A 22479-nucleotide genomic window follows, 5' to 3' on the forward strand; every position below is an offset into this window, starting at 1 on the left:
TAGAAGCTAGAGGTTAGAGGAAGTTTCAGATACCATGCTCAAACACTCTCACCTTCAAACTCAAAACCCGCAACTCGCACCCCGAATCCCGTCTACTCTTTAAATTCAAGAATATCTCCCGGCTGGCATTCCAGGATTTTACAGATGGCTTCAAGGGTATCGAATCGGACACCTTTGGCTTTTCCGGTTTTTAAGATAGAGAGGTTTACGGGCGTGATACCCAGTTTTTCTGCCAATTCTTTACTCTGCATTTTTCTTTTGGCAAGCATCACATCTAAGTTGACTATAATTGGCATTTTAAATAAATAGGTCTTGTTCGTTTTGCAAATGTAGTCCTTGCTTAAAGATATTCGCAAGAAACAGGCAGAAAATTCCAAGCATAAAGTGAATAAACACCAGTCCCCATATCATACTTTCTACTTCCACAAAGAAACTCGCGATAATCACCAGTGGAAGAGGAATGAAAATATTATACAGGTAAAATTGCTTAAGCTGATTGATATTTTCCTGAGTAAACAGCTTCTGTTGGAAAAATACTTTGAAAACTTTGGCTGATAACCAGAAAAAGGTTCCATAAGTGATGAGTACCAACATAAAGGAAAAGATCATATAAGGATAATTGTTTTCGATATTCAGAAACGGCTGTTCTGTAAACGGATAATTGATATGAAGGAACTTTCCGTTTTTATAGGGCGTAACTGCAAATCCGCTGCTCAGACAGAATAGAGAATATACAAAAGTGATCAGATATCCGGCTGAAAGTAAGGAGCAGATATAAAATAAAATCTTTGAAATAATTTTGGTCTGGTTCATGGTATGAAGCATAATTGATATTGCAAATGTATAATTAATTATCGTAAAACAATAATTAATTTAAATAAAATTTTATTTTTTCAGATTAAGAGCTCTCAGAAATCTCCATGGAATAGTGTGATAATCATTGTTTTTAATTAATTTTAAATAACAAAAAAATTGAAATCATGGCTTACAGTACAGAACTGGCCGACCGGGTACGTGAACGGCTTTCAATAATAAAAAATATTGAGGTTGAGGAAAAGAAAATGTTCAGCGGACTGTCTTTTCTTGTCAACGGGAAGATGTGTATCAACATCAGTCACGACAATCTTATGTGCCGTTATGATCCTGAGCTGGAAGATGAAGTTTCAGAAAAGAAAGGCTTTCTGCCGATGATCATGAAAGGAAAACAGCTCAATGGATATTGCTATGTAGAACCCATTGGTTTTCAAAAAGCAGCAGATTTTGAATACTGGATCACAATCTGCCTTGATTATAACCCGATAGCAAAAGCTTCGAAGAAGTGAGTTTTGGATTGCAGGGTTTGAGTCGGAGAGTTTGAGGGTTGGAGAGTGAGAGGGTTAGAGAGTTTGAGAGTGGGAGCATTGGAATTTAACAGTCCCACATTCATAATTTATCATTTATAATTCATAATTCTTATCGTACAGTTTTTTCCTTATTTCAATCAGGATTTTTGTTGTTTTTTCTAAATCCGGATATTCAGGAAGATTTGATGTAGAATGATGTCTTTCTATAGATTCTATAAGGTTTTCTGCCTTTTGCATTACATCTTCATACGATTGATTTCCCGCTTTGATGTCTAAGAGTTCATCACGGTTTTCTACACGGATGGTCAGTGAGTTGGTTTTAAAAATCTGTTCACAGGACTGCAGCAACCGGATGGTGTGCATCATGTTCTTGCTGTCATAATTCTGTCCGTGAGTCTGATTGACATTGTAACGGTCTTCATTGCGCTCAGCTACCCATTTCCAATATTCCCTGTAGTCTTTGCAGTACACAGAGTACGCATCAAGGTTGCAAAACAGATAGGCAAGAGGTTTTTCATTTTTAGGAATGGAGGACACGGAAACCTGATTCGCTTCTTCATGATGAATAACACCTTTATAGCCCAACTTTCCCGATTCATCATAAAATAACGAATACATTCCTTTTGTATGGTCAATGTTTATTAATCCGCATTTTTCTTGTGATAAACCACCCCGTCCTTCGGACACCCCTCCAGATGAGGGGAATTCATGCAGCCATTTTTTCAAGGGTACAGAACCTTGTCCTTCCAGAATAAAACAGAAATCCAGGATTGATTTTCTCTCTTTATCAATAGGGTTTAGAATCTTTTTATTGAGACCTTTTGCTTTTTTAATCTGCGAAACAGCATAGCCTGCAAAGGTATCTTTACATAGTTTTGACAGGAAATCTTCAGTTTTCAATAGATCCATCAACGGATGTTTATATTGAATACAGTCTTCCGGACTTGCCAGAACTTCCAGAATATTAGGATTATTTTTCTGCAGCAATTCTATAAACCTCCCGATTTCATAATACGTAATATCATTCGTCTTATTGGAAATCTGCGGAATATAGTTCAGTCCAAAGAAATCTTCCTTCGGCAGATAATAAACCCCACGGATATCCGTATCAGAATTTTCCGTTGCCAGCCCAAAAGCCCGGCTCCCGGAAATGGCTTCGAAGAGGAGGAGGTTTTTGTTTTTTAGGTCTTGGATGGTCATACTACTTTAATAATTCATCAATAATATCTTTTTTGAATTTTGAAAAAGGTCTTTTATGATAATCTTCTTCTTTAACTTCTATGCCGAAAACCATTCTATATGCCTCTTCTTTAGACATTGAGAATTCTTCTGTGAATGTTTTGTTTAACAAATTATCTAAATAATTTTGAGAATATTTATAACGTAAATCTAATAAGTCTTTGAGCTCTCTAGTAGATTGAGTTTTATAAATCTTATCGATTTTATTAAATTCAATGGTTTTTTTTGCTTTTTCATTATTTGATTTTATGATTGCCTTTGGTTGATTAATAGAACTAAAAAAATAGCTAAAAGAAAATGTAGAAGTTTTATCATCTAAATATGGATGGTTAATGTTTTGTAATGCATTGTCCCAACCTCCATCTGGAGCATTATTATGTTTAATGTGATTACATGAATGACAACTTGGGATTAGATTATAAAAACTCAATGCAAGAATCGGATAATTTTCTTTTGGGAACCAATGATCAAGCTCGGCTCGTGCATTATTAAGTTTATCAAAATCTAATGTATAGTTTCGATTACAATATACACAGGTATCAATTTCTAATAAATTTAAAAATTCTTTATTTGGGAAATTATTATAACCAGTTTGAATAAAAAAACTTTTTATTAGCTTTAATTGATGACTGGATAGCCCCTTCTTTTCGAATTCCTTATTTATTTCAAGTAATCTTTCCGGCTTAGCACTTATCAGTTCATCTTTATATCTATCTAAAAAGGACAGAAATTCTGAGGCAAGATTTTTTTGAGTTTTTTCTCGTAATATATATCCCTTTTTAATAGTTTCCTTGAATAGCTTACTAACTTTTTCATTATGGAAATCAATTGCTTCTTTTGTTGGATTTATGTTTAACATGATTATCTTTGAATATTTAATCCTAATTCTTGTGCTTTTTTCATTAATTCCTCAATCTCTTTTTCTTTATTATATTCTTCAGGAAATTTCTCAAAATACATATCTTCTAATTTGTATTTAAGAATTGGTTCGTCAATAATGTTAATTATTTTTTTTGCTTCAACATTGTCCGTTATTAGACTTGTATTACCATTTAAATATTTAATAACCTCTTCTATTTTTTCTTTTGCGAAATCTCCCATTAAACCATCTCTAATAAAGAAACTATCAGATAATAAATCTGTAATGTTTGCACCAAAAGATTTTGTAGGTTTTTCATTTTCTGATAAAACTTCTGTTTTAATTCCTCTTTTTAAGTAAGCAACATTTCTATTTGGGATATCTGACAGAGTTAAAGGGTCATGTGTTGCAAAAACAATCTGTAAATTTTTAATTTTATCTTTTACAGAACTAATTAAAATAGGTAAAGTAGTTGTGAGAGCGTTAATATATTTTTTTTTCCATTCTGGATGAAATCCTAAATCAGCTTCATCTAATAAAAAAATACAATTTTCATTATATTGATGATCTCCAAATCTTTTCAAATAATCGTAGATAGAAGAATATAAATCTAATAGAGCTTTTTCTCCTGTCGATAGTTTTTTTGTGGGTTTAATTTCTAATATGTCTCTACTCTTATTAGGTAATGAATCCGTTAATTCATCTTTTAAAAATTCATATGTTTTAATAAATTTATTGAAAGATTCTAAATCTAACTTTGTAATATCTATTTCAAGTCCACCTTCAATTTCTGTAGTAGATTTGTCATTTATAAGTTGATTTATTTGATTATAGAAGTCTAGTATATTTCTAAAAATAAGTATATGATTTTTTATTACTCTATTGATAGAATCGATTTTAAATCCACCAGGAAAAGTACCATCTTTTAGGCTGTTGTTTTCTGTTAATTCTTTTAATAAAATTTCAGAATCTTCAATATCTAGCTCATTTTTGCCTTTTAGTAAAACTTGATAAAAATATTTGCTTGTTTGAATTATGTATTTATTGAAAAAATGGTGTAATTTTTCTGTGAAGTTTTCTGGTTCCAGAATTTTGTTAAAATCGTAACTCCCGTTATCGTTGTTTATAGTAAAAGTATCATTGATAACTAAAAATGATAGAATATTTATTTCTAAATTTTTTTTAAAATCTTTTCCATCATGTAACAGATGAGAAGATTCTTCTGAATTTTTATATTTACTCCAAACATTTCTTAATTCTTCTTGTAAACCTTCGCGTCTATTAAAATATTCTTCAACTTCATTTTCATTAGAAAAACAATAAGGTGTATTTTTTGCTAATTGCATTAAATCATTTCTAACTCTGTAAAAGTTATTTCCTATTGTTGTATGTATGTAAACCCTTTCAAAATCATCTCTATATAGTTGATTTGCTTTGATTGTTAATTTTTCGTAGAATGGAAAATGTTCATATGATTTTTTTAAACTTTCAAGTAGATTTGTATTTTTTAGAAAGAATAAATGTCTTTGAATATTTTGAATATAAAATGTTGAAATTGATTCGCCATAAAATTGTATCATACTTATTGGTGAATTAATATCAATTAAATCATAGTCAATAACCGGAGAATAATAAATTGTTTCAATTTCATTCTTCTTAATTTTAGCAACCTCATCAATTTCAAATTTTTCAGAGAAATAACAATAGCTGTCTTCTAATAAATTTTCAAAAATAAAAATAGAATCAGAGGCTATATCTTGTCTGTCATAAGGAGAAAATATTTTATTTAAGTTTCTAAAAAGACTTGTCTTTCCTGATCCATTTTCTCCTACAATTGCTGAGACTAATGATAGATTATTACCCCAAAAATTTTCAATATGATTTTTATTTGGAACTTTAGTTATTTCATATTTATTATCTTGTTTATATTTAACATCATAAATGTATTTCCCCCCAAGGTTTAGTATTGAGTCAGAAAACAAAAAATGGTCTTTTAAGTATATTGCTACAAGTCTCATCGTATTATAGAATTATTTAGTTTTTTCTAATATATTAATATTTCAGTATAGTTTCTCAAAAATAAACTACGGCTTCCCGTAATCTCTAACATTTCTCCAATATCTCCCTAAAAACCCTCTCCATCTCACCCTTATCCGCTTTTCCTCCTGACAGACTTTTCGATTTTTCCTCATTTTCAGCGATTGTTTTCTCCAGAAAATCAAACAGTTCCCAATCGTTCGGATGATAATAGGATTCTCCTTTAGTTGCTTTTAAGGCGATAAGATCTTCTATTTTCCGTCTGGTTTCGTCATTGGTTAAAACAAGCAGATCACTGAAGAGTACAGGCGGAACTGTTCCTTTTTCTATGATCCATTTTCCTGTTAATGTGGTTCGTAAGCAATAGAAGTAACTTTTTAATTTTACTTCATCACTTCTGCACGCTTCCAGATATTTTTTGCTCATGCTTAAATAATGGTAAGAAACGGCTACCGGAGAAAAACAGGCATCTGCCAGAGGTCTGAAAAGATCAACAAACTTTTCGTCCGCTTTGTAAACGATAGGAGAATAAAACCAACTTAGCAATGCCGCATTCGACTTCAGTAAGAGATGAAAGGTCTTTCGCAGATCCCATCCGGAGCCGTCAAGATCATCTTTTGTCATAAATTCTATCGTTTCATCCTTGTCCCAGGGGGAAAGATACCAGTCTTTTTCATGCCTGTATATAAAACGTATATCATAATCACTGTCAGGAGACGCAAAACCCCAGGCTCTGCTCCCTGATTCTACAGCAAGAAGGACTTCTACGCCACGTGCTGCTTCTACTTCTTTTATTTTTTCAAGTATTTTTGGTGTCATTGTTTTGTATTTATAGTGCAAAGTAAAAGATGAAGTGCGCAATGTACTCGCGTAGCTGTTTTAAGTTTTAAGTTTCGAGGTGCGGGTTTCGGGTTTGTGAGTTTGGGGGTAAGTGAATGCTGTGGCCAAAATTTTTTTTGACCTTTGAAAATTGTGCATCAAAAAAATAAATTGTGTGAACGTTAAGAAAATTCTCCTGTCTGAGTGCGACAAATATATTGATGCAAAAAAGTAATAATGAATTCGCACGAGTTTAGAATTTTTAGAGAACACATTTTATTTTTAGCTCAATTTTCAAGGTCTTGACCTTTTGTTTCTTTTGTGTCAAGACAAAAGAAAAAGACTCATTGAATTTTACTAATATTGCATTTTTCCATTTAACATAACTATAAACATCCATGTTATCATCAGAATTACAGCATAAAATTGATTTTAAAACAAAGCCGTTAGGGGCATTAGGACATCTTGAACATATTGCCCACAAAATCGGAATGGTTCAGAAAACCACTTCACCGCATTTAGTGAATCCTCATATGGTGGTTTTTGCGGCCGATCATGGGATAGCCACGGCGGGAGTAAGTGCCTATCCACAGGAAGTCACCTACCAGATGGTGATGAATTTCCTTGGCGGAGGGGCAGCCATTAATGTGTTTTGCAGGCAGAATGATATTAAAATCAAAATTGTGGATGCCGGAGTCAATTTCGACTTTCCGGAAGGATTGGATCTGGTGGATAAAAAAGTAAGAAAATCCAGCCGTAATATTCTGGAAGAACCTGCCATGACTCCTGAAGAATATCAGCAGGCGCTTAAAAATGGAAAAGCTGTGGTGAATGATATTGCGAAAAAAGGTTGCAATATTATTGGCTTCGGTGAAATGGGAATCGGGAATACTTCCGCTTCTTCTTTGATGATGAGCAAGCTCTTTGACATTCCGATTATCAATTGTATCGGACGAGGAACGGGACTGAATGATCATCAGTTAGACAATAAGGTCAGTATTTTAAAAGAAGCTATTGAAAAATATCCGGCTGAAATGAACGAGGATGAAATTGCTCAAACATTTGGCGGACTGGAGATTGCCCAAATGATTGGAGCCATAGAAGAAGCTTATCATCACAATATGCTGATCATGGTAGACGGATTTATTGCAACGGTTGCTGTAGCCACGGTCTGGAAAAAGAATCCTGAAGTGTTGAACAACTGTATCTTCTGTCATGTAAGCAATGAAAATGCCCATCCTCAGTTGTTAGGGTTAATGAGAGAGCAAGCCATTCTCAATCTGAATCTGCGCCTCGGAGAAGGAACAGGCTGCGCATTGGCTTATCCGATTATTCAGAGTGCGGTTAATTTCCTGAATGAAATGTCCAGCTTTGAAGATGCTCATATTTCCAATAAGTCATCTTAGTTATACAAAATAATAAAGGGGCGATGAAGCCCCTTTTATCGTATAGAAATGAAAAATACTAGTAAGTTTTAGCAACATCTTTACCTTTAAACATCATACGTACAGGCTTATGTTGAATAGCATCCGGATTAAATTTATAGGTATTAAATATCTGCATAGAAGGAATATACCTGTATAATCCATCGTCAACCAAATACATTTTGCCATCATTGGTATTTTGTACAAGTTGCGTAGAAGAAGTGATATCAGCCCCTCTTTCTCCGGTGTACTCTTCTATATTCACTTTAGAGAGCAGATAGGCTTTGCCCTGAACGGCAAACAGATTATTGATCACTGCAAAAGATTCAATACGTCTCAGGGTACTTTCAAATACGATGTAAAGAGTTCCTGTATTGTTATCCTGGAATAATTCTCCGTCACGGATTCTAAAATCTTTTGGTGGTGAATCTTTAAGGTAGAAAGCAATTCCTTCATAAACATAGCCGTCTTTTCCATCTCCCAATTCATTTTTGTCTCTGGTGTAGAAGTGTGTTTTTTTATCACCATTGAAGTACCTGTAAATCGGAAAACTTCCTGGTTCATCACCATTATAGCTGGTACCAAGGTTGCTTTTTTCCCAGTTACTTTGCCCATTGATTTCATTAGGATTGGTTGTTAATACCTGATCATTCGTAATGGTATTGAACCAGGCTGAAATGGCCGGGCCAGGCCCATCTGCAGAGCCTATTAATCTGTCCAGGTAATAATAGCTTAATCCTGAATATGATTTTGGAAGCATCTCTACTCGGGTATAGTTAATGTACAAATGTTTTTTTGTATGGTTACTGTAGAACCCATAAATAGGATTAGTTAAAGAAAAAAATTTGGACCAGATTCCTGCAGGCGGAGGAGTGGGAGTATCAGGGTTGTCTCTGAAACCTCCTTTTGCCAGCATGCTTTTGCCGGATGCATCTAAGGCTTGTGATTCATTTGTAGTTTCCAGCTCATCGCCGGGAGCTGAGCAGCTTATTATGGATATAAGACATAATCCAACGAAATAAGATTTTTTCATTTGATTTTTTTCATGGTTATTATGGTGCAAAACTAGAAATACTCCGGAAATAAAAGGATAAATTTAAAATGATAAGATTCATGTTTTGTATTTTTTCAATCGATCCCTTTATCATTGTTGAAAGCTTTCCTATTTTTACAGAAATTGATTAATCCAGTTTTATATTAAAACGAACAGATGAAAGTCCTCAAGAATGAACTGATCTACTTTGCAACGGCATTGATGTTTTTTACAAGAATTCCGGTTCCGTTTACCCTTCCTTATTCCAGTGAGATTATGAACAAATCTCAAAAATATTTCGCGTGGATTGGGCTGGTAATAGGACTGATTAATGCCGTGATTCTTTATCTTTCCACAATGCTTTTTAATCTGGAAATAGGGATTGTTTTAATGATGATCGCCAGTGTTTTGCTGACCGGAGCTTTTCATGAAGATGGTTTTACAGATATGTGCGATAGTTTCGGAGGCGGATATGGGAAAGAAAAAATTCTGACTATTATGAAAGACAGTCGGGTAGGAGCCTACGGAACCATTGGTATTATCCTGCTTTTTGCTCTAAAATTCTACAGCATCCAGGCTTTGGGAGTTATGGATTCATTGAAAGTTTTAGGGATCATTGTTTTAGCTCATACGTCAAGCCGGTTTATTTCAGGAACAATGATTTATACCCATCAGTATGTTACTGATATTGATGTCAGCAAATCAAAGCCTTTAGCCAATAAACCATTGGACGGAATGGCTTTGCTAATAGGATTCATCAGTGTTTTAATGGCTTTTGTCCTGATTCCGGACTGGCGGCTGATTTTTGCTTTTGGTCTGGCCTATTTAGGGAAAATCTATATGGGCTGGTATTTTAAAAAACATATTGGAGGCTACACAGGAGATTGTCTGGGTTCTGTACAGCAGGTTTGTGAAGTTTTATTTTATTTAGGAACAATCATCGTATGGAAATTCATCTGATCCGTCATACTGCTGTAGACAATCCGGAAAACCTCTGTTATGGTTTTGCTGAAATGCCTTTACGTAAAGATTTCACTGAAGATTTTAAAACGTTGGATATAGACAAGGATTACGACGTAATTATTTCAAGCCCTTCTCAACGCTGCCGTCTTTTGGCTGATTTTTTCAAGTTGGATTATCAGATAGATGAAAGACTGCGTGAAATGAATTTCGGGAGCTGGGAAATGAAAAAATGGACGGATATTCCTGAAGAAGAAATCAATCCGTGGTATCAGGATTTTGTGATTGTAAAAGCCTCAGGCGGTGAAAGTCTTCTAGAAATGCAAAACCGCGTTCTCAGCTTCTGGAATGAATTCATTCAGAGAAAAGATCTGGAAAAAGCACTTATAGTTACACATGCCGGAGTTATTCGTCTGATCCTGCAGGCGGTGCTTCAGTTTCCCCTGGAGAATATGTTTGCTGTTCAGATTGATTATGGCAAAAAAATGATTATTAATGGGAATGATGGTATTTTTTCTGTTAAAAAGATGAATGTATAACATTGGGAAAATTCTATACTAATATGGATGGTTTAGATTCCTACGGAATGACAAACTGTGTGGGTAAACCATCATTACAAATGGGTCATTCCGCAGGAATCCAGCCTTCTTTTACCAAAAGTACAATCCTAACCAACCTCTCAACCGAAGATGTGAAAATTCCCCTCCTTCGGAAGGGTGGCGAAAATTCAAAGAATTTTTAACGGGATGGTTATCCAACATTTTTTCTATAACATTCCACAAAAAAACGCCACCCGATACCATCAGATGACGTTATGGAATTTATTTAAAAATTCTGATAAAACTATCTTTTTCCAGGCTTTCCAGTGAGAAATCAAAATCAGCTTCTGCTTTTTCTGTGGTAATCTCACCTCCAAGTTCTTTGATAAGCTCGTTGAAAGGCATCGCTTCATACCATTGCTGGTACAATGCCGTTGTGGCCATCATGGAAACCTGGCTATTTCCTGAAACATGTGAATGTCCTGCTCCGAAATTCAACAGTACGAAACATTGCTTTTCGTTCTTTGTCACCAGCATTCCCAGAATCATTTGCTTCTGAACAGAATTACATCTGGCCTCAGCAAAGAGATGATTAGGATTCATCATAAAATCGTAGGAAATATCATCTCCTTTTCCGATCACAATTTTATATCCACAGTTGGCATCTCCACTGAAAACGTTGTTCATGACAAGTGTAGGTTCACAAAGACCTTTATTGGCATAAAGATATTCCACAGCACCGTTGGGAGCAGAAGTCATATCTCCTGAATACATCAACTGTCCGTTACCATGATTATAAGCGGCATTCCAGCCTATTTTTCCAGCGATATTCAATCCCGAAAGGTCAAGGTCATTAGCACCCCATCGGTCTTCCCAATAAATACCTACGGCCAGCCTATCCGCATAAAAACGTGTTCCGGTAGGAATGTTTCCAACAAACATCTTTTCAGAAGTTGGCAATGCGAATTCCACATTTTCAGGGAAATAGAATTTCTTTCCGGAAAGGTTTTCATATTTAAGTTTCAAGAAATCCAGAATGAAATCATAATTGAACTGATTCACGTAAGTTTCCTTACCTTTTTTAGTCCATGATTTTCCGTTTCGGACTCTGTAGACAAACGTATCCTGACCATACATTCTTGAGTAACATGCTGACAATGCTTTGAATAACGCAAACGGTGTTGCATTTTCCAGCCAGTGCCAATCGCTGTTTTCCAATAGAGTATTTGTGGCATCATTCAATGGGTTTGAAATCAATGGCTTATGATATACTTTAGATAACTTTGATATTTTATTGATCGCTTTTGGTGCTCTGTTTTTATAAGCAAGGAATAAAGGCTTAAATCTATTGAAAATTTCCGCCATTTTCTCCATTCCAAAGCTTTCAAATAAGGATGTCGGATTGAAATTACTCTGCTTGATTACATCAATCAAATCATCGTTTTTGATTAAAAGCGTTGTATTCGTTGTTTTATAAATAACATAACGGAAAAACTCAACGGGATTTTCAGGATAAATATCATAAAGGTCAGCTATTTTTATAACCGCTTCTTTATTTCTGATGTTTTCTTTTCCGGTAAAATCATATTCCAGCTCTGTATGTAAAACAGAAAGCAAATCATCAATGGTTTCTTCTTTTAAAGCAATACCTGATCTTAAAAGAGCAAGACATTTTTCCTGCATTTCTTCCACAGAGTAGGCTTTGATAACTTTAAAAACCAGCTTCATGTCAGGAACATTCAAGATTTCATTGGGAATATAGATTTCACTTTGGAAATCACTTCCATACGTTGAAATATAATGGGTGATCTGTTCAAAAAATAAATCAATTCTGGAAGTGTTCTTTATTTTTTCCCAGGATTTATGAAAGGTTTTATTCAAATCATTACCATTCAGTTTTTCCTTTGCATAAAAAGAGATGATTTCATTTTTTGCCCATAAAGCATCTGGTTCAATGATGAATCCATCATTAGAAATAAATGGTTTTCCATCAGATTTTCTGGCCAGTACAGCATTGAATAATTATAGTGTTTTCATTGTTTTAATTTTAAAAAATAAGTGAGGAGTAGATTCATTAAAAGTGAAGGGTATAGGAACTCCTTTTACCTATAGTTTATAAAAAGCGGGGAGTGATTTATCCAAAAAATATAGGAACTCCCTTTGCCTTATAATTTGTAAAAAGGCGGAAAGTAAATCTGGAAATATAGGAACTTTCTTTGCCTTTAATTTTTTTTTAAAAATAACTTTTTAGTGCTGTGAAATTTTGGTTATTGTTTTTATTCAAACTTTACGGGTTTCTAAAACCCGTAAGGTTATTTATTAGTTATAGATTTTGTTTTAAAATCATGCTTTTCTGAATTTCTTCTTTTTCTTCCACGGAGCATTTTTCTCAACATCTCCGGCCATAATACATCCGTAAGGCATCACTTCATCCAGAACTTCGCAAAGTCCATATTCCTCAATCTGTGCTCTCACATTCTTAGCACTTTTATAAGCGCTCGGAAGCTCAGAAATATCAACTTCATTAGAGTAAAAACGGATATCTAATCCTTCTGTTTCTTCATTGAAGATTTCCTCAGTTGTTTTATGAGCCAAAGACTTTTTATGCTGGCTTCTGCTGAAATTTCTTCCAGCTCCATGCGGGGCAAACCCTAAGTTTCTTTCATTGGTTTTTCCCTGAACAATCAATACCGGTTCTGCCATATTCAACGGAATCAGTCTTGGTCCTGTAATATCAGGCATAAACTTATCATCCAGTGGAGTAGCTCCTTTTGCGTGATAGAACAGATCTCCATCTTTGAAAACGAAGTTATGTTCGTTCCAATATCTGTTTTCTTTCTCCATTTCCAGCTTATTCAGCACGGCATCATGAAGGGAAGTATGGTTTTCTTTTGTCCATTGTCTTATCAGTTGCAGGGCTTCCCAATAAGATTTACCTTCATCCGTATCATAAGGAATCCAGGCATTTTCTCTTAATGTTTCAGGAGAGATTTCCTGTCTGAAACGGTTGGCAACCTTCATTCCTTTATCATATAAAGCAGCACCCGGAGCTCTTGATCCGTGGTGTGTTACCATCATAGTATTTCCAGTATTTTTGGAAATTCCGACAAAAAGGAAGTGGTTTCCGTCTCCCTGAGTTCCCATATGAGAACGGGCGATGCTGATCAGTTTTTCATCTTGTAAGAATTCATTTTCTCTGAAAGCATCCATCAGTTCCTGAGACATCGGTATCTGTTCCCCTCTTGGTCTTCCTCCGTATCCGAAATGAGTGATAGAATGTGCTGCATCCAAAACATCTTTAGGATTGGTTTTTCCAAAATCCGTCAACATTACAGAACAACAGATATCAGCACTATGGAATCCCGGGTGAATGGCATTTTTTGCTACTACCACACCGCCTACGGGAATCTGACCTTCAGGACCTGTAGGACAGGCATCAGGCATTAAAGCTCCGCTAATCAGTGTAGGGGTTTTCATCAGAACTTTCATTGTTTTGATTACTTTTTCCACATTATCATTCTCACTTTCGTGTTCCGCACGTATGTTGATCATAAAATCTTTAGCTGTTTCATGAAGCGGAATAAGATCTGATTGTTTGAACTGTACCAGATACTCTGTGATCTGATGTTCACCCAGATTATTCTCGTTGATATGGCTAATAGCATCTTTAAACCATTTTGCCGGTCTATATCCTAATTCGATTAAATGATTTCCATTAAATTCCATTTTGTTTCATTTTGATGATGCAAAGTAATATCATTATTGCGCAATAGTTTTGCGTAGATAAAGAAATTTTAATTATTTTTACAAAAATTAATTAAAAAGACGAAAAAGCACATTGGCAGACTCGTAAAAATAATATAAAATTAAAAAAAACAAGGCTCATGGTATTATTAGAACAATTAAAACATTTCCCGGAAACGATTCAGTTTAGTGATGTGATCACTCATATTGATGAACATTATGAATTTACTCCTACTGCCTTTCAAAACGGAGATACAACCAATCAGGCCGGGCAGAATAATGGTTCGTGCAAAGTGTTCAGTTTTGCAAGTATTCAGGATCTGACGAAAGAGCAAACCCTTTGGCTTTTTGGTGAGTTCTACAGAGAAGATGTTTTGAAAAATCCTGAAGGAAGTGACCATCAGAATATCCGAAACTTTATGAAATTCGGCTGGGAAGGAATTACTTTTGATGAAAATGCTTTGAGAGAGAAATAGTTTTCAAGAAAAGAGCAGAAATAAAAAGCAGTTTTGCTTATTAAAAAACACCCAATCATTAAACACTAAGGTATGTCATCCAATAAAAATGCTCTGATCCGGTATAAAACTTTAGATAAATGTCTTAAAAACAAATACAGGAAATATACGCTGGAAGATCTCATAGATGAATGTTCGGAAGCATTATTTGAATTTGAGGGAAAAGAATCTTATGTGAGTAAGAGAACTGTTCAGCTTGATCTTCAGAATATGCGGAGTGAAAAGTTCGGATATGAAGCTCCTATTGAAGTCTACGAAAGAAAATACTATCGTTACAGTGATCCGGAATACAGTATTCATAATATTTCTGTGAATGAAAGTGATCTGAAAGCGATGAATAATGCGGTTCAGATTTTAAAACAGTTTAAAGACTTTTCCATGTTCAAGGAGATGAATGGGGTGATCCAGAAACTGGAAGACTCTATTCATGCAACCAGCCAGAAATCCATTATCCATCTGGATAAAAATGAACAGCTAAAAGGGTTGGAACATATTGATATTCTGTACGAAAGTATTGCTAATAAAAAAGTGTTGAAGATTCTTTATAAAAGCTTTACAGCAAGGGAATCCAATATTTTTACGGTACATCCGCAGCTGTTGAAGGAATTCAATAACCGTTGGTTTCTGATCTGTCTTTACAAACAGAAAATGTACAATCTGGCACTGGACAGAATGGAAAGTATTGAAACAGATGACAGTCTTCTCTATATTGACAAGGATCTGGATGGAGATGAATATTTTAAAGATATTGTAGGAGTAACTGTTGCAGAGTCAATGGATCCCAGGAATGTGATCTTTTGGGTGGATTCGGGTAATGCTCCTTATGTGAAAACAAAGCCGCTGCATAAAAGTCAGGAAATAGTAAAGGAAGACCGTAGCGGAACGCTGTTTAAAATATGTGTGCAGATCAATTTTGAGCTGGAAAGGCTCTTGCTTGGGTTCGGAGACTCTTTGATTGTACATAAGCCCAAAAAGCTACGGCTGAAAATGGAGGAAAAGTTTAATGCTGGCAGTAAAAATTATCAGAGCCTTATTGTTCCTGAGGGAAACTAACTTATTTTAAATGTCCAATTTACAAGGCTTTATTGAAGATAATTTATTTTCATATTTTTATCTTGGCTTGGAAATTGTACTATTAACTTAACAATACCAAATTAATTATGAAATCAAGAATATTTAAAGCATTAATTGCAATTATAGCACCGCTGGCGATAGAGTATATCGTTAAAAAAATATCTGAGAAAATAGATAAAAAACAAGAAGAGAAAGAGAACGAAAAAAAGCAGATTACTGCCTAAACGTATAAGTAGTTAAAATTTAAAATTATTGAAAAGAGACTGTCATGAGGATGTACGGTCTCTTTTTTGTTAATGGATCTTTTTGATGAATGCTGAAAACCACCCCGTCAAAAATTGTTTGAATTTTCGCCACCCCTCCGAGGGAGGGGAATTTTTTACTTTTCAGCTGAGGTGTGGTCAGGATTGGTTTTTTGGGAAAGAAGGCTGGATTCCTGCGGATTGACAAACTGTGTGGATAGATCACCATTCCAATTGTGTCATTCCGTAGGAATCTAAACATACTTATTATCCATTTTTTTAGATCAATGCTTCTAAAAAAACTTTTGTGACTTTTGCGGTTTCGGTTTCCTACACAAAATCATAAATACCATCTTTCCATCCCAATACTTTGGAAGAGTCTGCTTTAAGCCAGTTTTTTAAAATTGTGGCATATACTTTCCTGAAATCTTCTTTGTAGATAAGATCGCCTTCATTCAGATTCTGAAGATCGGGAAGGGCGTTCAACAGTCCTTTTTTCTTAAGATTTCCGCTGATAAAAAACATTTGGTTGGCTGTCCCGTGATCTGTTCCGTTACTGGCGTTCTGTGCCACACGACGACCAAACTCCGAAAAGGTCATCAGCAGTATATTTTTAAATAGCCCATTACTTTTCATATCGGCTACAAATGATTTTACTGCTTCATTAATATCATCGAATAGCTTTTTCTGTCTGTCATTCTGGTTGACATGAGTATCAAAACTTCCCACAGAAAGATAATACACCTGAGTATTGATATCTGACTTTATCAAAGAAGCCACAGTTTTAAAATCCTTTCCTAACTGAGAATTTGGATAGATCTCTTCTGTTTTTTTGGCTTTGCTTTTTTCAAAAATATAATCAGCATTATTGATGGTAGAGCCTAGGGTCTGGTAAAGATAAGATACTGTTTCATCATCATGATGATGGTCGTAGAGAGATTTAAAATATTTCTCCTGGCTGGTCTGATAAAGTCTTTTAGGATCTTTAAAGGCGAAAGCTTTATTATTTTCACCTTTTAAGGCAAGACTTAGCATGTCATCTACTTCCAGCGCCTGGGTAGGATGGTCACAACGATAGCATTCTTCATCCAGAAAACGTCCCAGCCAGCCAGTTTCCAAAAACTGGTCACTTCTGCTTGCCGATTGCCAGATATCCATGCTTCGAAAATGAGATTTGTCCGGATTGGGATAGCCCACGTTATTCATCACAGACAGTTCTCCGTTATCAAAAAGTTCTTTAAAATAAGAGAGTGAAGGGTTGATTCCTGCCTCATCTGTAAGCGGTATAGAATCCTGAATAGCCAGAGTTTTTCTTTCCCTGAAATAAATGTCATTTTTAGCCGGAATAATAGTATTCAAGCCATCATTTCCTCCTGTAAACTGGAGAACCACCAGAATGTTCTGATTGGGATTCAGAGCTTCATCCAGCGTCATTGCTTTTAAGAAATTGGGCATCAGCATAGAAGCGGTAGCCAGTGAACTTATTTTGAGGAATTCTCTTCTTTTGATTAACATAATTTTGTTTTTAGGGTTTAAGGTGGCAGGTAGCAGGTTGTAGGACTGGGCTGTATTTTTACTGGCATTTATTTTCATAACAGTAAAAGATAAATAAATGGTAATTAAGCTATACTATGACAGCTATTACCTGAAACCTGCAACCTAAAAATCTCCTACCTAGCTCAACTGGTATTCCGGAGTAGACATCAGGTTGATGACATTCATTTTTATGCTCTTGTCTGAAAAATTCTTTACTGAGTTCATATCAAGACTTTGGGCATTCTGCAGAAGATAATCTTCACAGTTTTTATTAGCGAAAAGCTTTTCAATACGGTTCCAGTCGATGGTGATATTAGGATTTTTAAAGCTTTTGTTTAAAGCTGTTTCACGGGATTTCATTCCCATATCAATATCATCATCCTGCCGTGGGCTGTATTCCAAAGGGCGAAGTCCGGACCAGATCTGTGGAACCTGAAGTCTCAACATTAAAGTAGAGCTGTCAATCCATGATTTTCCGCTAGGCCATCCTGCTACATTGGGTGGATAAAGCAGCATTTGTCCCAATAATTTCTGGTATACGATGAGGTTTTCAGGATTCTGGATGTGCATAGGAAGAATTCTCATAATTCCTGCCATCAGTTCTACAGGCGATTTTATACGGTTGCCTATATTCTTCTGATCATAAAACCATGTACTTGAAAATATCTCAGTCATCAGTTTTTTGATATCATATCCTGAATGGTAGAAGTTAGCGCTGAGTTGATTAACAATCTCCTGATCTGGTTTTTCATTGACAAAGAATTTGTAAATCTTTGTCGTAATAAATTGTGCCGTAGCTTTTTGTTCCAGAATAATATTGAGAATATCATTTCCGTCAAAGTTGCCGGTTTTTCCTAAAAACGTTTTGCTGCCTTCGTCATGAAGATTTTTTCTTTCTTTAAAATTCCCTTCTTTATCATAGCTCCATCCTGTGAAAGCTCTGGCTCCTTCTCTTACATCCTTTTCTGTGTAGTTTCCTCTGCCCATCGTAAACAATTCCATCACTTCACGGGCAAAATTTTCATTAGGATGATCCTTTTTATTCTGCTGATTATTCAGGAAATTAAGCATGGCTGGTGATTGACTTACTTCAAAAAGCAGATCTTTGAAATTTCCCAGTGCATTTTTCCTGATTGTATTCAAAAGCTGTTTGTTGAACCTTGGATTTTGTACTCTTGATGCAAAATGTCCATGCCAGAAAAAGGCCATCTTTTCTCTCATCTGTTCCTTGCTGTTAACGATGGAGTTCAGAAAATTCAGGTTCAGTTCGTTATTTTGTTCCCTGTTGATCCGCTGCATTTCTTTCTTCTTTTCTGCAGGAGCTGTACTGCTCATATAATCTTCTGCTGAAACCGGATCAGGAGTGTCGTAAGTGATTTCGCTGAAGCTTTCTTCTTTAAATAATTCATTCATCAACGTTTTAATGTTTTTATTTTTCAAATCATCTATTTGATTAATGCCAACGCCAAAACCTGCTCGCCAAAGAAGATGCTTGTTTTTTAATAATGAATCAGCCATCATGGAGAATTTATTTTTTGATGTATTTTGAAGAAAAAGGTTAAAATGATAACGGGTTAAGGATTGTTAATATTGTTGAGAGGGCTGGAAGCGGAAGTTTGGGGTTGGAAGTTTTGGATCGTAGAAATAGGGTTGATTGTATGGAGTTATATTTCTTCCAGCATCCAGCTTCCTATCTTCCATCCTTTAATTCACTTTTTAGCTGTCATTTTTTGATAAATTTTGTTAAACAATTATTTAAATTTTGTTAAAATTAATATATTGATATTCATTGTTTTATGTATTTTTTGAATGTTAAAATACAAGAAAAACCTTTGCTTGGCATGATTTTTACATCCTCTTGTTTAGTAAAATTTAAAAATTAGAGTTATGAAAATGTTTAAACAAGCAATAGTACTGGCTGGTATTTTAACAGCAGGTATCGCAAGCGCCCAAAGTGCTCAAATGAACAATATGATCAAGGTAGGTGCAAATGTTGGTTTAGCAGTTCCCGCAGATAATCTTTCCGCTGCAGTAGGAGTGGATGTAGCGTACCAGAATCTGATTACACCAGGATTCGGATTAGGTATCGCATCAGGATATACTCACTATTTCGGTAAAGAAAACAACGGATATAAAAACAATGATGTAGGAGTAGTTCCTGTAGCAGCTTTAATCAGAATTTATCCAAAACAAACCGGTTTCTATTTCGGAACGGATTTAGGATACGGATTCCTGGTTGGCGATAAAACAGTGGCCTCAAATACAAGTGTTGAAAGAGCAAGCGGAGGTTTCTACCTTAAACCGGAGATCGGATACCACAACAGAGACTGGAATTTCTTCGTACAATACCAAAAGGTTTTTGTAGGTACAAAAGGAGATTTGCCAGGTCAGGACTATAATGTGGGGAATATCGGAGTAGGATTCGGTTACAATATTCCATTAGGAAAGTAGTTAGATTTAATATATAAACAATTATTAACCAAAACCTTTTCACGAAAGTGGAAAGGTTTTTTTGTTGCGTGCAGGATTTACAAAAACAATTATTATATTTGGTAAAATTTGAGGTTATGATTCTGAATCCAAAATTTCCACTTTATTTACCAGGAGTAGAGAACAGTAATAATGATAATGTTTCTATCATTGGAGCAAGCCTCCGTGAAGATATAACAATCTTAGGCTATTTCGTTTCCGGGAACGGAGGTCTTGAGATAAAAGTAGAAAATAAATTTGCAACCAAAGAGTATGCTTCTTTTTCAGATATTTTAAAGAAGTTTATTCAGGATAATCAGCTTGAAAATGTAAAACGTCTGGGGATGGCAGTGCCTGGTCCTGTATTGGACGGGAAAAGCAGCCCTGCAAGATTGGGATGGCATTTAGATATTGCTGAATATGCACGTGATTTCGGGTTTGAAAAAGTAGAAATGCTGAATGACCTGGAAGCTTCTGCTTATGGAATGGCTCTTCTTGAGGATAATCATCTTGAAGCCATTTATACAAGCGGACATCTTGAAAAAGGAAACGTAGCGGTTCTTGCTCCCGGAAACGGATTGGGAGAAGCGGGATATTTCTTTGACGGAAAATACCTGAGACCTTTCGCAACAGAAGGAGGGCACTCTGAGTTTTCACCAAGAACCAACGTAGAAGTTGAATTTTATCAGTTCCTAAATAATATCTATGGTATTGTAAGCTGGGAAAATGTACTTTCAAAGTCAGGTTTATTCAATATCTACAGATTCTTAAGAGATGTGAAAAGACATCCTGAACCGGAATGGCTGGGAGAACGTCTTGCACAGGGGAATTTCGTGGAGGAATTATATAAAGCTGCTGTAGAGGAAAATGTACTGATCTGCAGAATCGCTTTAGATACTTTCCTTGAGTTTCTGGCAAGAGAAGCGAATAACTTAACTTTAAAATTAAAAGCTACCGGAGGATTACTGATTGCCGGAGATATTCCACAGATGATCGCAGAATATATCGATAAGGCGAAATTCTACGAGAAATTCAAGATCAGTGATAAAATGGAGGAAATGCTTAAAAATACTCCTATTTATCTGGTCAAGCAAAATCACACCGCATTAAATGGTATAGCGCTTTACACCGCTTACTATCAGCTATAAAATAAAACTCCGGAGAAATCCGGAGTTTTTTTATGGAATGATATTATTCATGAAAATAATAAATTTTATTGATATACATCAATGAAATCTATTGAATAAGATACTTACATTTGCATCATTAAATAAGTAAATAACTCTATTCAATGAAAAAAATATTTTTATTAGCAGTTTTGGCTGGTGGTTTAGCTTTCGGACAATCAAAAAAAGTAGTAGCGTCTGATGTACACTGGTGGGGATATAAAGTAGCAAAATCTGAGGCTAGTTCTCACGACGGTACTGTAAAAGTAAAGTCTGGAGATATGGTAATGAAAGGAAACCAATTGGTAGGCGGAAGCTTCGTATTGGATATGACTTCAATCAGTTCTACTGACCTTACAGGAGAGTATCAGCAGAAATTAAACGGACACCTTAAGAATGGTGACTTCTTTGAAGTTGAAAAATTCCCAACTGCAAGTTTCAAAATTACAGGAGTAAAGAAAAACAACGATAAAGTGTATAGCTCTCTTGTAACAGGAAACCTTACTGTAAAAGGAAAAACAAGCCCAATCTCTTTCCCTGCTAAGATTTCTTACAGCAAAGGAGTGGTAAGTTTAGTATCCAACAAATTCTCTTTCGACAGACAAAAATTTGACGTAGCTTACAAGTCTACGATGCAGGATGTTTTTGTGAAAGATGATATTGATATGCTTGTAAAGGTAACTGCTCAATAAATTAATCAAAAAAAGATTATTAAAAGTGTAGAAGTTCTACACTTTTTTTTATTTTTGTTGAATTGTAAATAAAAAAGAATGAAAAGATTACTATTGTTTGCTATGGTGTGCGTAAGTATATCATTTGTTTCTGCCCAAAAGAAATTTGATAAGGTTGCTAAAGTGACTTCATCAGAGATCAGATGGTGGGGGTATAAGGTGGTGAAAACTGAAGAAACTTCCCACTCAGGAACAGTAAAGCTAAAAAGCGGAAAATTCAACTTTGACCATACGGTGCTTGTTGATGGAGAGTTTGTAATAGATATGAGAAGTATGATGGCGGGAGATGTTTCTGATGAAGATCAGATCAAGCTTACCAACGATTTGAAGAGCTCGAACTTCTTTGAAGTGAAAAAATTCCCTATTGCAAAATTCCATTTGACTAAAATTATTCCTTTAGCAAACAGTGAATACAATTCAACAGTATACGGTGACCTTACCCTTAAAGGAGTGAGAAAAACAATCTCTTTCCCTGCGAATGTATATGTTACTCAGTTTACCACATCTATTGAGTCTGCCAAGTTCTCCCTGAACAGAAGAGACTTTAAAGTATTCTATCAGTCTTCATTGAAAGATTATTTCATTAAGAATGAAATGGATATTCAGTTCAAAGTGACTACTGAAATGCTGGATAACGAAAATAGAATTCAGAAGAAGAAAAAATAAGATCCAATATGATCAATATAGAAATGAGATGTTCCCGGGAACGTCTCATTTTTTTTGCAGCTATTCTCTGTTTCCCGGTATTT

The 22479-nt window shown here is 35.2% G+C and carries 22 protein-coding genes; 11 read left to right on the top strand and 11 right to left on the bottom strand.

Annotation, left to right across the window (positions count from 1 at the left end; genetic code table 11):
- Positions 1-92: 92 nt before the first annotated feature.
- Both BUE84_RS06435 and BUE84_RS06440 read right to left on the bottom strand, forming a co-directional pair.
- Positions 93-296, bottom strand: coding sequence for a helix-turn-helix domain-containing protein (locus tag BUE84_RS06435; protein ID WP_002980904.1), 204 nt, complete (start codon positions 294-296; stop codon positions 93-95).
- Between the two features lies 1 nt (position 297).
- Positions 298-813 (bottom strand): DUF2975 domain-containing protein, encoded by a 516-nt coding sequence (locus BUE84_RS06440; protein WP_079243867.1) that lies wholly within the window; start codon positions 811-813, stop codon positions 298-300.
- 167 nt (positions 814-980) lie between these two features.
- On the opposite strand from BUE84_RS06440, the gene BUE84_RS06445 reads away from it, so the two are divergent.
- On the top strand, positions 981-1322 hold the full coding sequence (locus BUE84_RS06445; protein WP_079240921.1) for a TfoX/Sxy family protein: 342 nt from the start codon (positions 981-983) through the stop codon (positions 1320-1322).
- Between the two features lie 114 nt (positions 1323-1436).
- On the opposite strand, the gene BUE84_RS06450 is transcribed toward BUE84_RS06445, so the two are convergent.
- The 4 genes from BUE84_RS06450 to BUE84_RS06465 form a co-directional block, all read right to left on the bottom strand.
- Entirely contained in the window at positions 1437-2543 is a 1107-nt protein-coding gene (locus BUE84_RS06450; RefSeq protein WP_079240922.1) for a DNA polymerase beta superfamily protein, read from the bottom strand.
- Between the two features lies 1 nt (position 2544).
- Positions 2545-3441, bottom strand: a complete 897-nt coding sequence (locus tag BUE84_RS06455; RefSeq protein ID WP_079240923.1) for an HNH endonuclease — start codon at positions 3439-3441, stop codon at positions 2545-2547.
- A 2-nt stretch (positions 3442-3443) separates the two neighbouring features.
- Entirely contained in the window at positions 3444-5459 is a 2016-nt protein-coding gene (locus BUE84_RS06460) for an AAA family ATPase (RefSeq protein ID WP_079240924.1), read from the bottom strand.
- Between the two features lie 85 nt (positions 5460-5544).
- Positions 5545-6297, bottom strand: coding sequence for a DNA polymerase beta superfamily protein (locus BUE84_RS06465; protein ID WP_079240925.1), 753 nt, complete (start codon positions 6295-6297; stop codon positions 5545-5547).
- A 398-nt stretch (positions 6298-6695) separates the two neighbouring features.
- Between BUE84_RS06465 and cobT the strand changes: the two genes are divergently transcribed.
- On the top strand, positions 6696-7703 hold the full coding sequence (cobT, locus tag BUE84_RS06470) for a nicotinate-nucleotide--dimethylbenzimidazole phosphoribosyltransferase (protein WP_079240926.1): 1008 nt from the start codon (positions 6696-6698) through the stop codon (positions 7701-7703).
- Positions 7704-7761: 58 nt separating this feature from the next.
- Here the strand turns inward: cobT and BUE84_RS06475 are convergent, their stop codons facing one another.
- Positions 7762-8754: a hypothetical protein gene (locus BUE84_RS06475; RefSeq protein WP_079240927.1), complete on the bottom strand. Its 993-nt coding sequence runs from the start codon at positions 8752-8754 to the stop codon at positions 7762-7764.
- Positions 8755-8931: 177 nt separating this feature from the next.
- On the opposite strand from BUE84_RS06475, the gene BUE84_RS06480 reads away from it, so the two are divergent.
- Positions 8932-9714, top strand: a complete 783-nt coding sequence (locus tag BUE84_RS06480) for an adenosylcobinamide-GDP ribazoletransferase (RefSeq protein ID WP_079240928.1) — start codon at positions 8932-8934, stop codon at positions 9712-9714.
- Positions 9699-10253: an alpha-ribazole phosphatase family protein gene (gene cobC, locus BUE84_RS06485; RefSeq protein WP_079240929.1), complete on the top strand. Its 555-nt coding sequence runs from the start codon at positions 9699-9701 to the stop codon at positions 10251-10253. The genes BUE84_RS06480 and cobC overlap by 16 nt, the downstream gene beginning before the upstream one ends.
- A 282-nt stretch (positions 10254-10535) precedes the next feature.
- Here cobC and BUE84_RS06495 read toward each other — a convergent pair whose 3' ends face one another.
- Together BUE84_RS06495 and BUE84_RS06500 are read right to left on the bottom strand one after the other, a co-directional pair.
- Positions 10536-12134 (bottom strand): hypothetical protein, encoded by a 1599-nt coding sequence (locus BUE84_RS06495; RefSeq protein ID WP_079240931.1) that lies wholly within the window; start codon positions 12132-12134, stop codon positions 10536-10538.
- A 462-nt stretch (positions 12135-12596) separates the two neighbouring features.
- Positions 12597-13979, bottom strand: a complete 1383-nt coding sequence (locus tag BUE84_RS06500; RefSeq protein ID WP_079240932.1) for an RtcB family protein — start codon at positions 13977-13979, stop codon at positions 12597-12599.
- Between the two features lie 158 nt (positions 13980-14137).
- On the opposite strand from BUE84_RS06500, the gene BUE84_RS06505 reads away from it, so the two are divergent.
- From BUE84_RS06505 to BUE84_RS24550, 3 genes are all read left to right on the top strand, one after another.
- Complete coding sequence (locus BUE84_RS06505; RefSeq protein ID WP_079240933.1) at positions 14138-14473, top strand: HopJ type III effector protein; 336 nt, start codon at positions 14138-14140, stop codon at positions 14471-14473.
- Positions 14474-14545: 72 nt separating this feature from the next.
- The gene (locus BUE84_RS06510; protein ID WP_079240934.1) at positions 14546-15565 is read left to right on the top strand and encodes a helix-turn-helix transcriptional regulator; all 1020 of its coding nucleotides are present in this window, start codon (positions 14546-14548) and stop codon (positions 15563-15565) included.
- A gap of 107 nt (positions 15566-15672) precedes the next feature.
- Positions 15673-15810 (top strand): hypothetical protein, encoded by a 138-nt coding sequence (locus BUE84_RS24550; RefSeq protein ID WP_167348772.1) that lies wholly within the window; start codon positions 15673-15675, stop codon positions 15808-15810.
- A gap of 348 nt (positions 15811-16158) precedes the next feature.
- On the opposite strand, the gene BUE84_RS06515 is transcribed toward BUE84_RS24550, so the two are convergent.
- Both BUE84_RS06515 and BUE84_RS06520 read right to left on the bottom strand, forming a co-directional pair.
- Positions 16159-17343 (bottom strand): DUF1501 domain-containing protein, encoded by a 1185-nt coding sequence (locus tag BUE84_RS06515; RefSeq protein WP_079243868.1) that lies wholly within the window; start codon positions 17341-17343, stop codon positions 16159-16161.
- A gap of 159 nt (positions 17344-17502) precedes the next feature.
- A complete protein-coding gene (locus tag BUE84_RS06520; RefSeq protein ID WP_079240935.1) occupies positions 17503-18885 on the bottom strand; it encodes a DUF1800 family protein in 1383 nt (460 codons plus the stop codon).
- Between the two features lie 366 nt (positions 18886-19251).
- On the opposite strand from BUE84_RS06520, the gene BUE84_RS06525 reads away from it, so the two are divergent.
- The 4 genes from BUE84_RS06525 (at position 19252) to BUE84_RS06540 (ending at position 22396) form a co-directional block, all read left to right on the top strand.
- On the top strand, positions 19252-19815 hold the full coding sequence (locus tag BUE84_RS06525) for a hypothetical protein (protein WP_079240936.1): 564 nt from the start codon (positions 19252-19254) through the stop codon (positions 19813-19815).
- A 116-nt stretch (positions 19816-19931) separates the two neighbouring features.
- The gene (locus BUE84_RS06530; RefSeq protein WP_079243869.1) at positions 19932-20981 is read left to right on the top strand and encodes a glucokinase; all 1050 of its coding nucleotides are present in this window, start codon (positions 19932-19934) and stop codon (positions 20979-20981) included.
- A gap of 143 nt (positions 20982-21124) precedes the next feature.
- A complete protein-coding gene (locus BUE84_RS06535; RefSeq protein WP_079240937.1) occupies positions 21125-21691 on the top strand; it encodes a YceI family protein in 567 nt (188 codons plus the stop codon).
- A 78-nt stretch (positions 21692-21769) separates the two neighbouring features.
- The gene (locus BUE84_RS06540; RefSeq protein ID WP_079240938.1) at positions 21770-22396 is read left to right on the top strand and encodes a YceI family protein; all 627 of its coding nucleotides are present in this window, start codon (positions 21770-21772) and stop codon (positions 22394-22396) included.
- Positions 22397-22479: the final 83 nt, after the last annotated feature.

Source organism: Chryseobacterium indologenes, from assembly GCF_002025665.1.
In the GTDB taxonomy this organism is placed as follows: Bacteria; Bacteroidota; Bacteroidia; order Flavobacteriales; family Weeksellaceae; genus Chryseobacterium; species Chryseobacterium metallicongregator.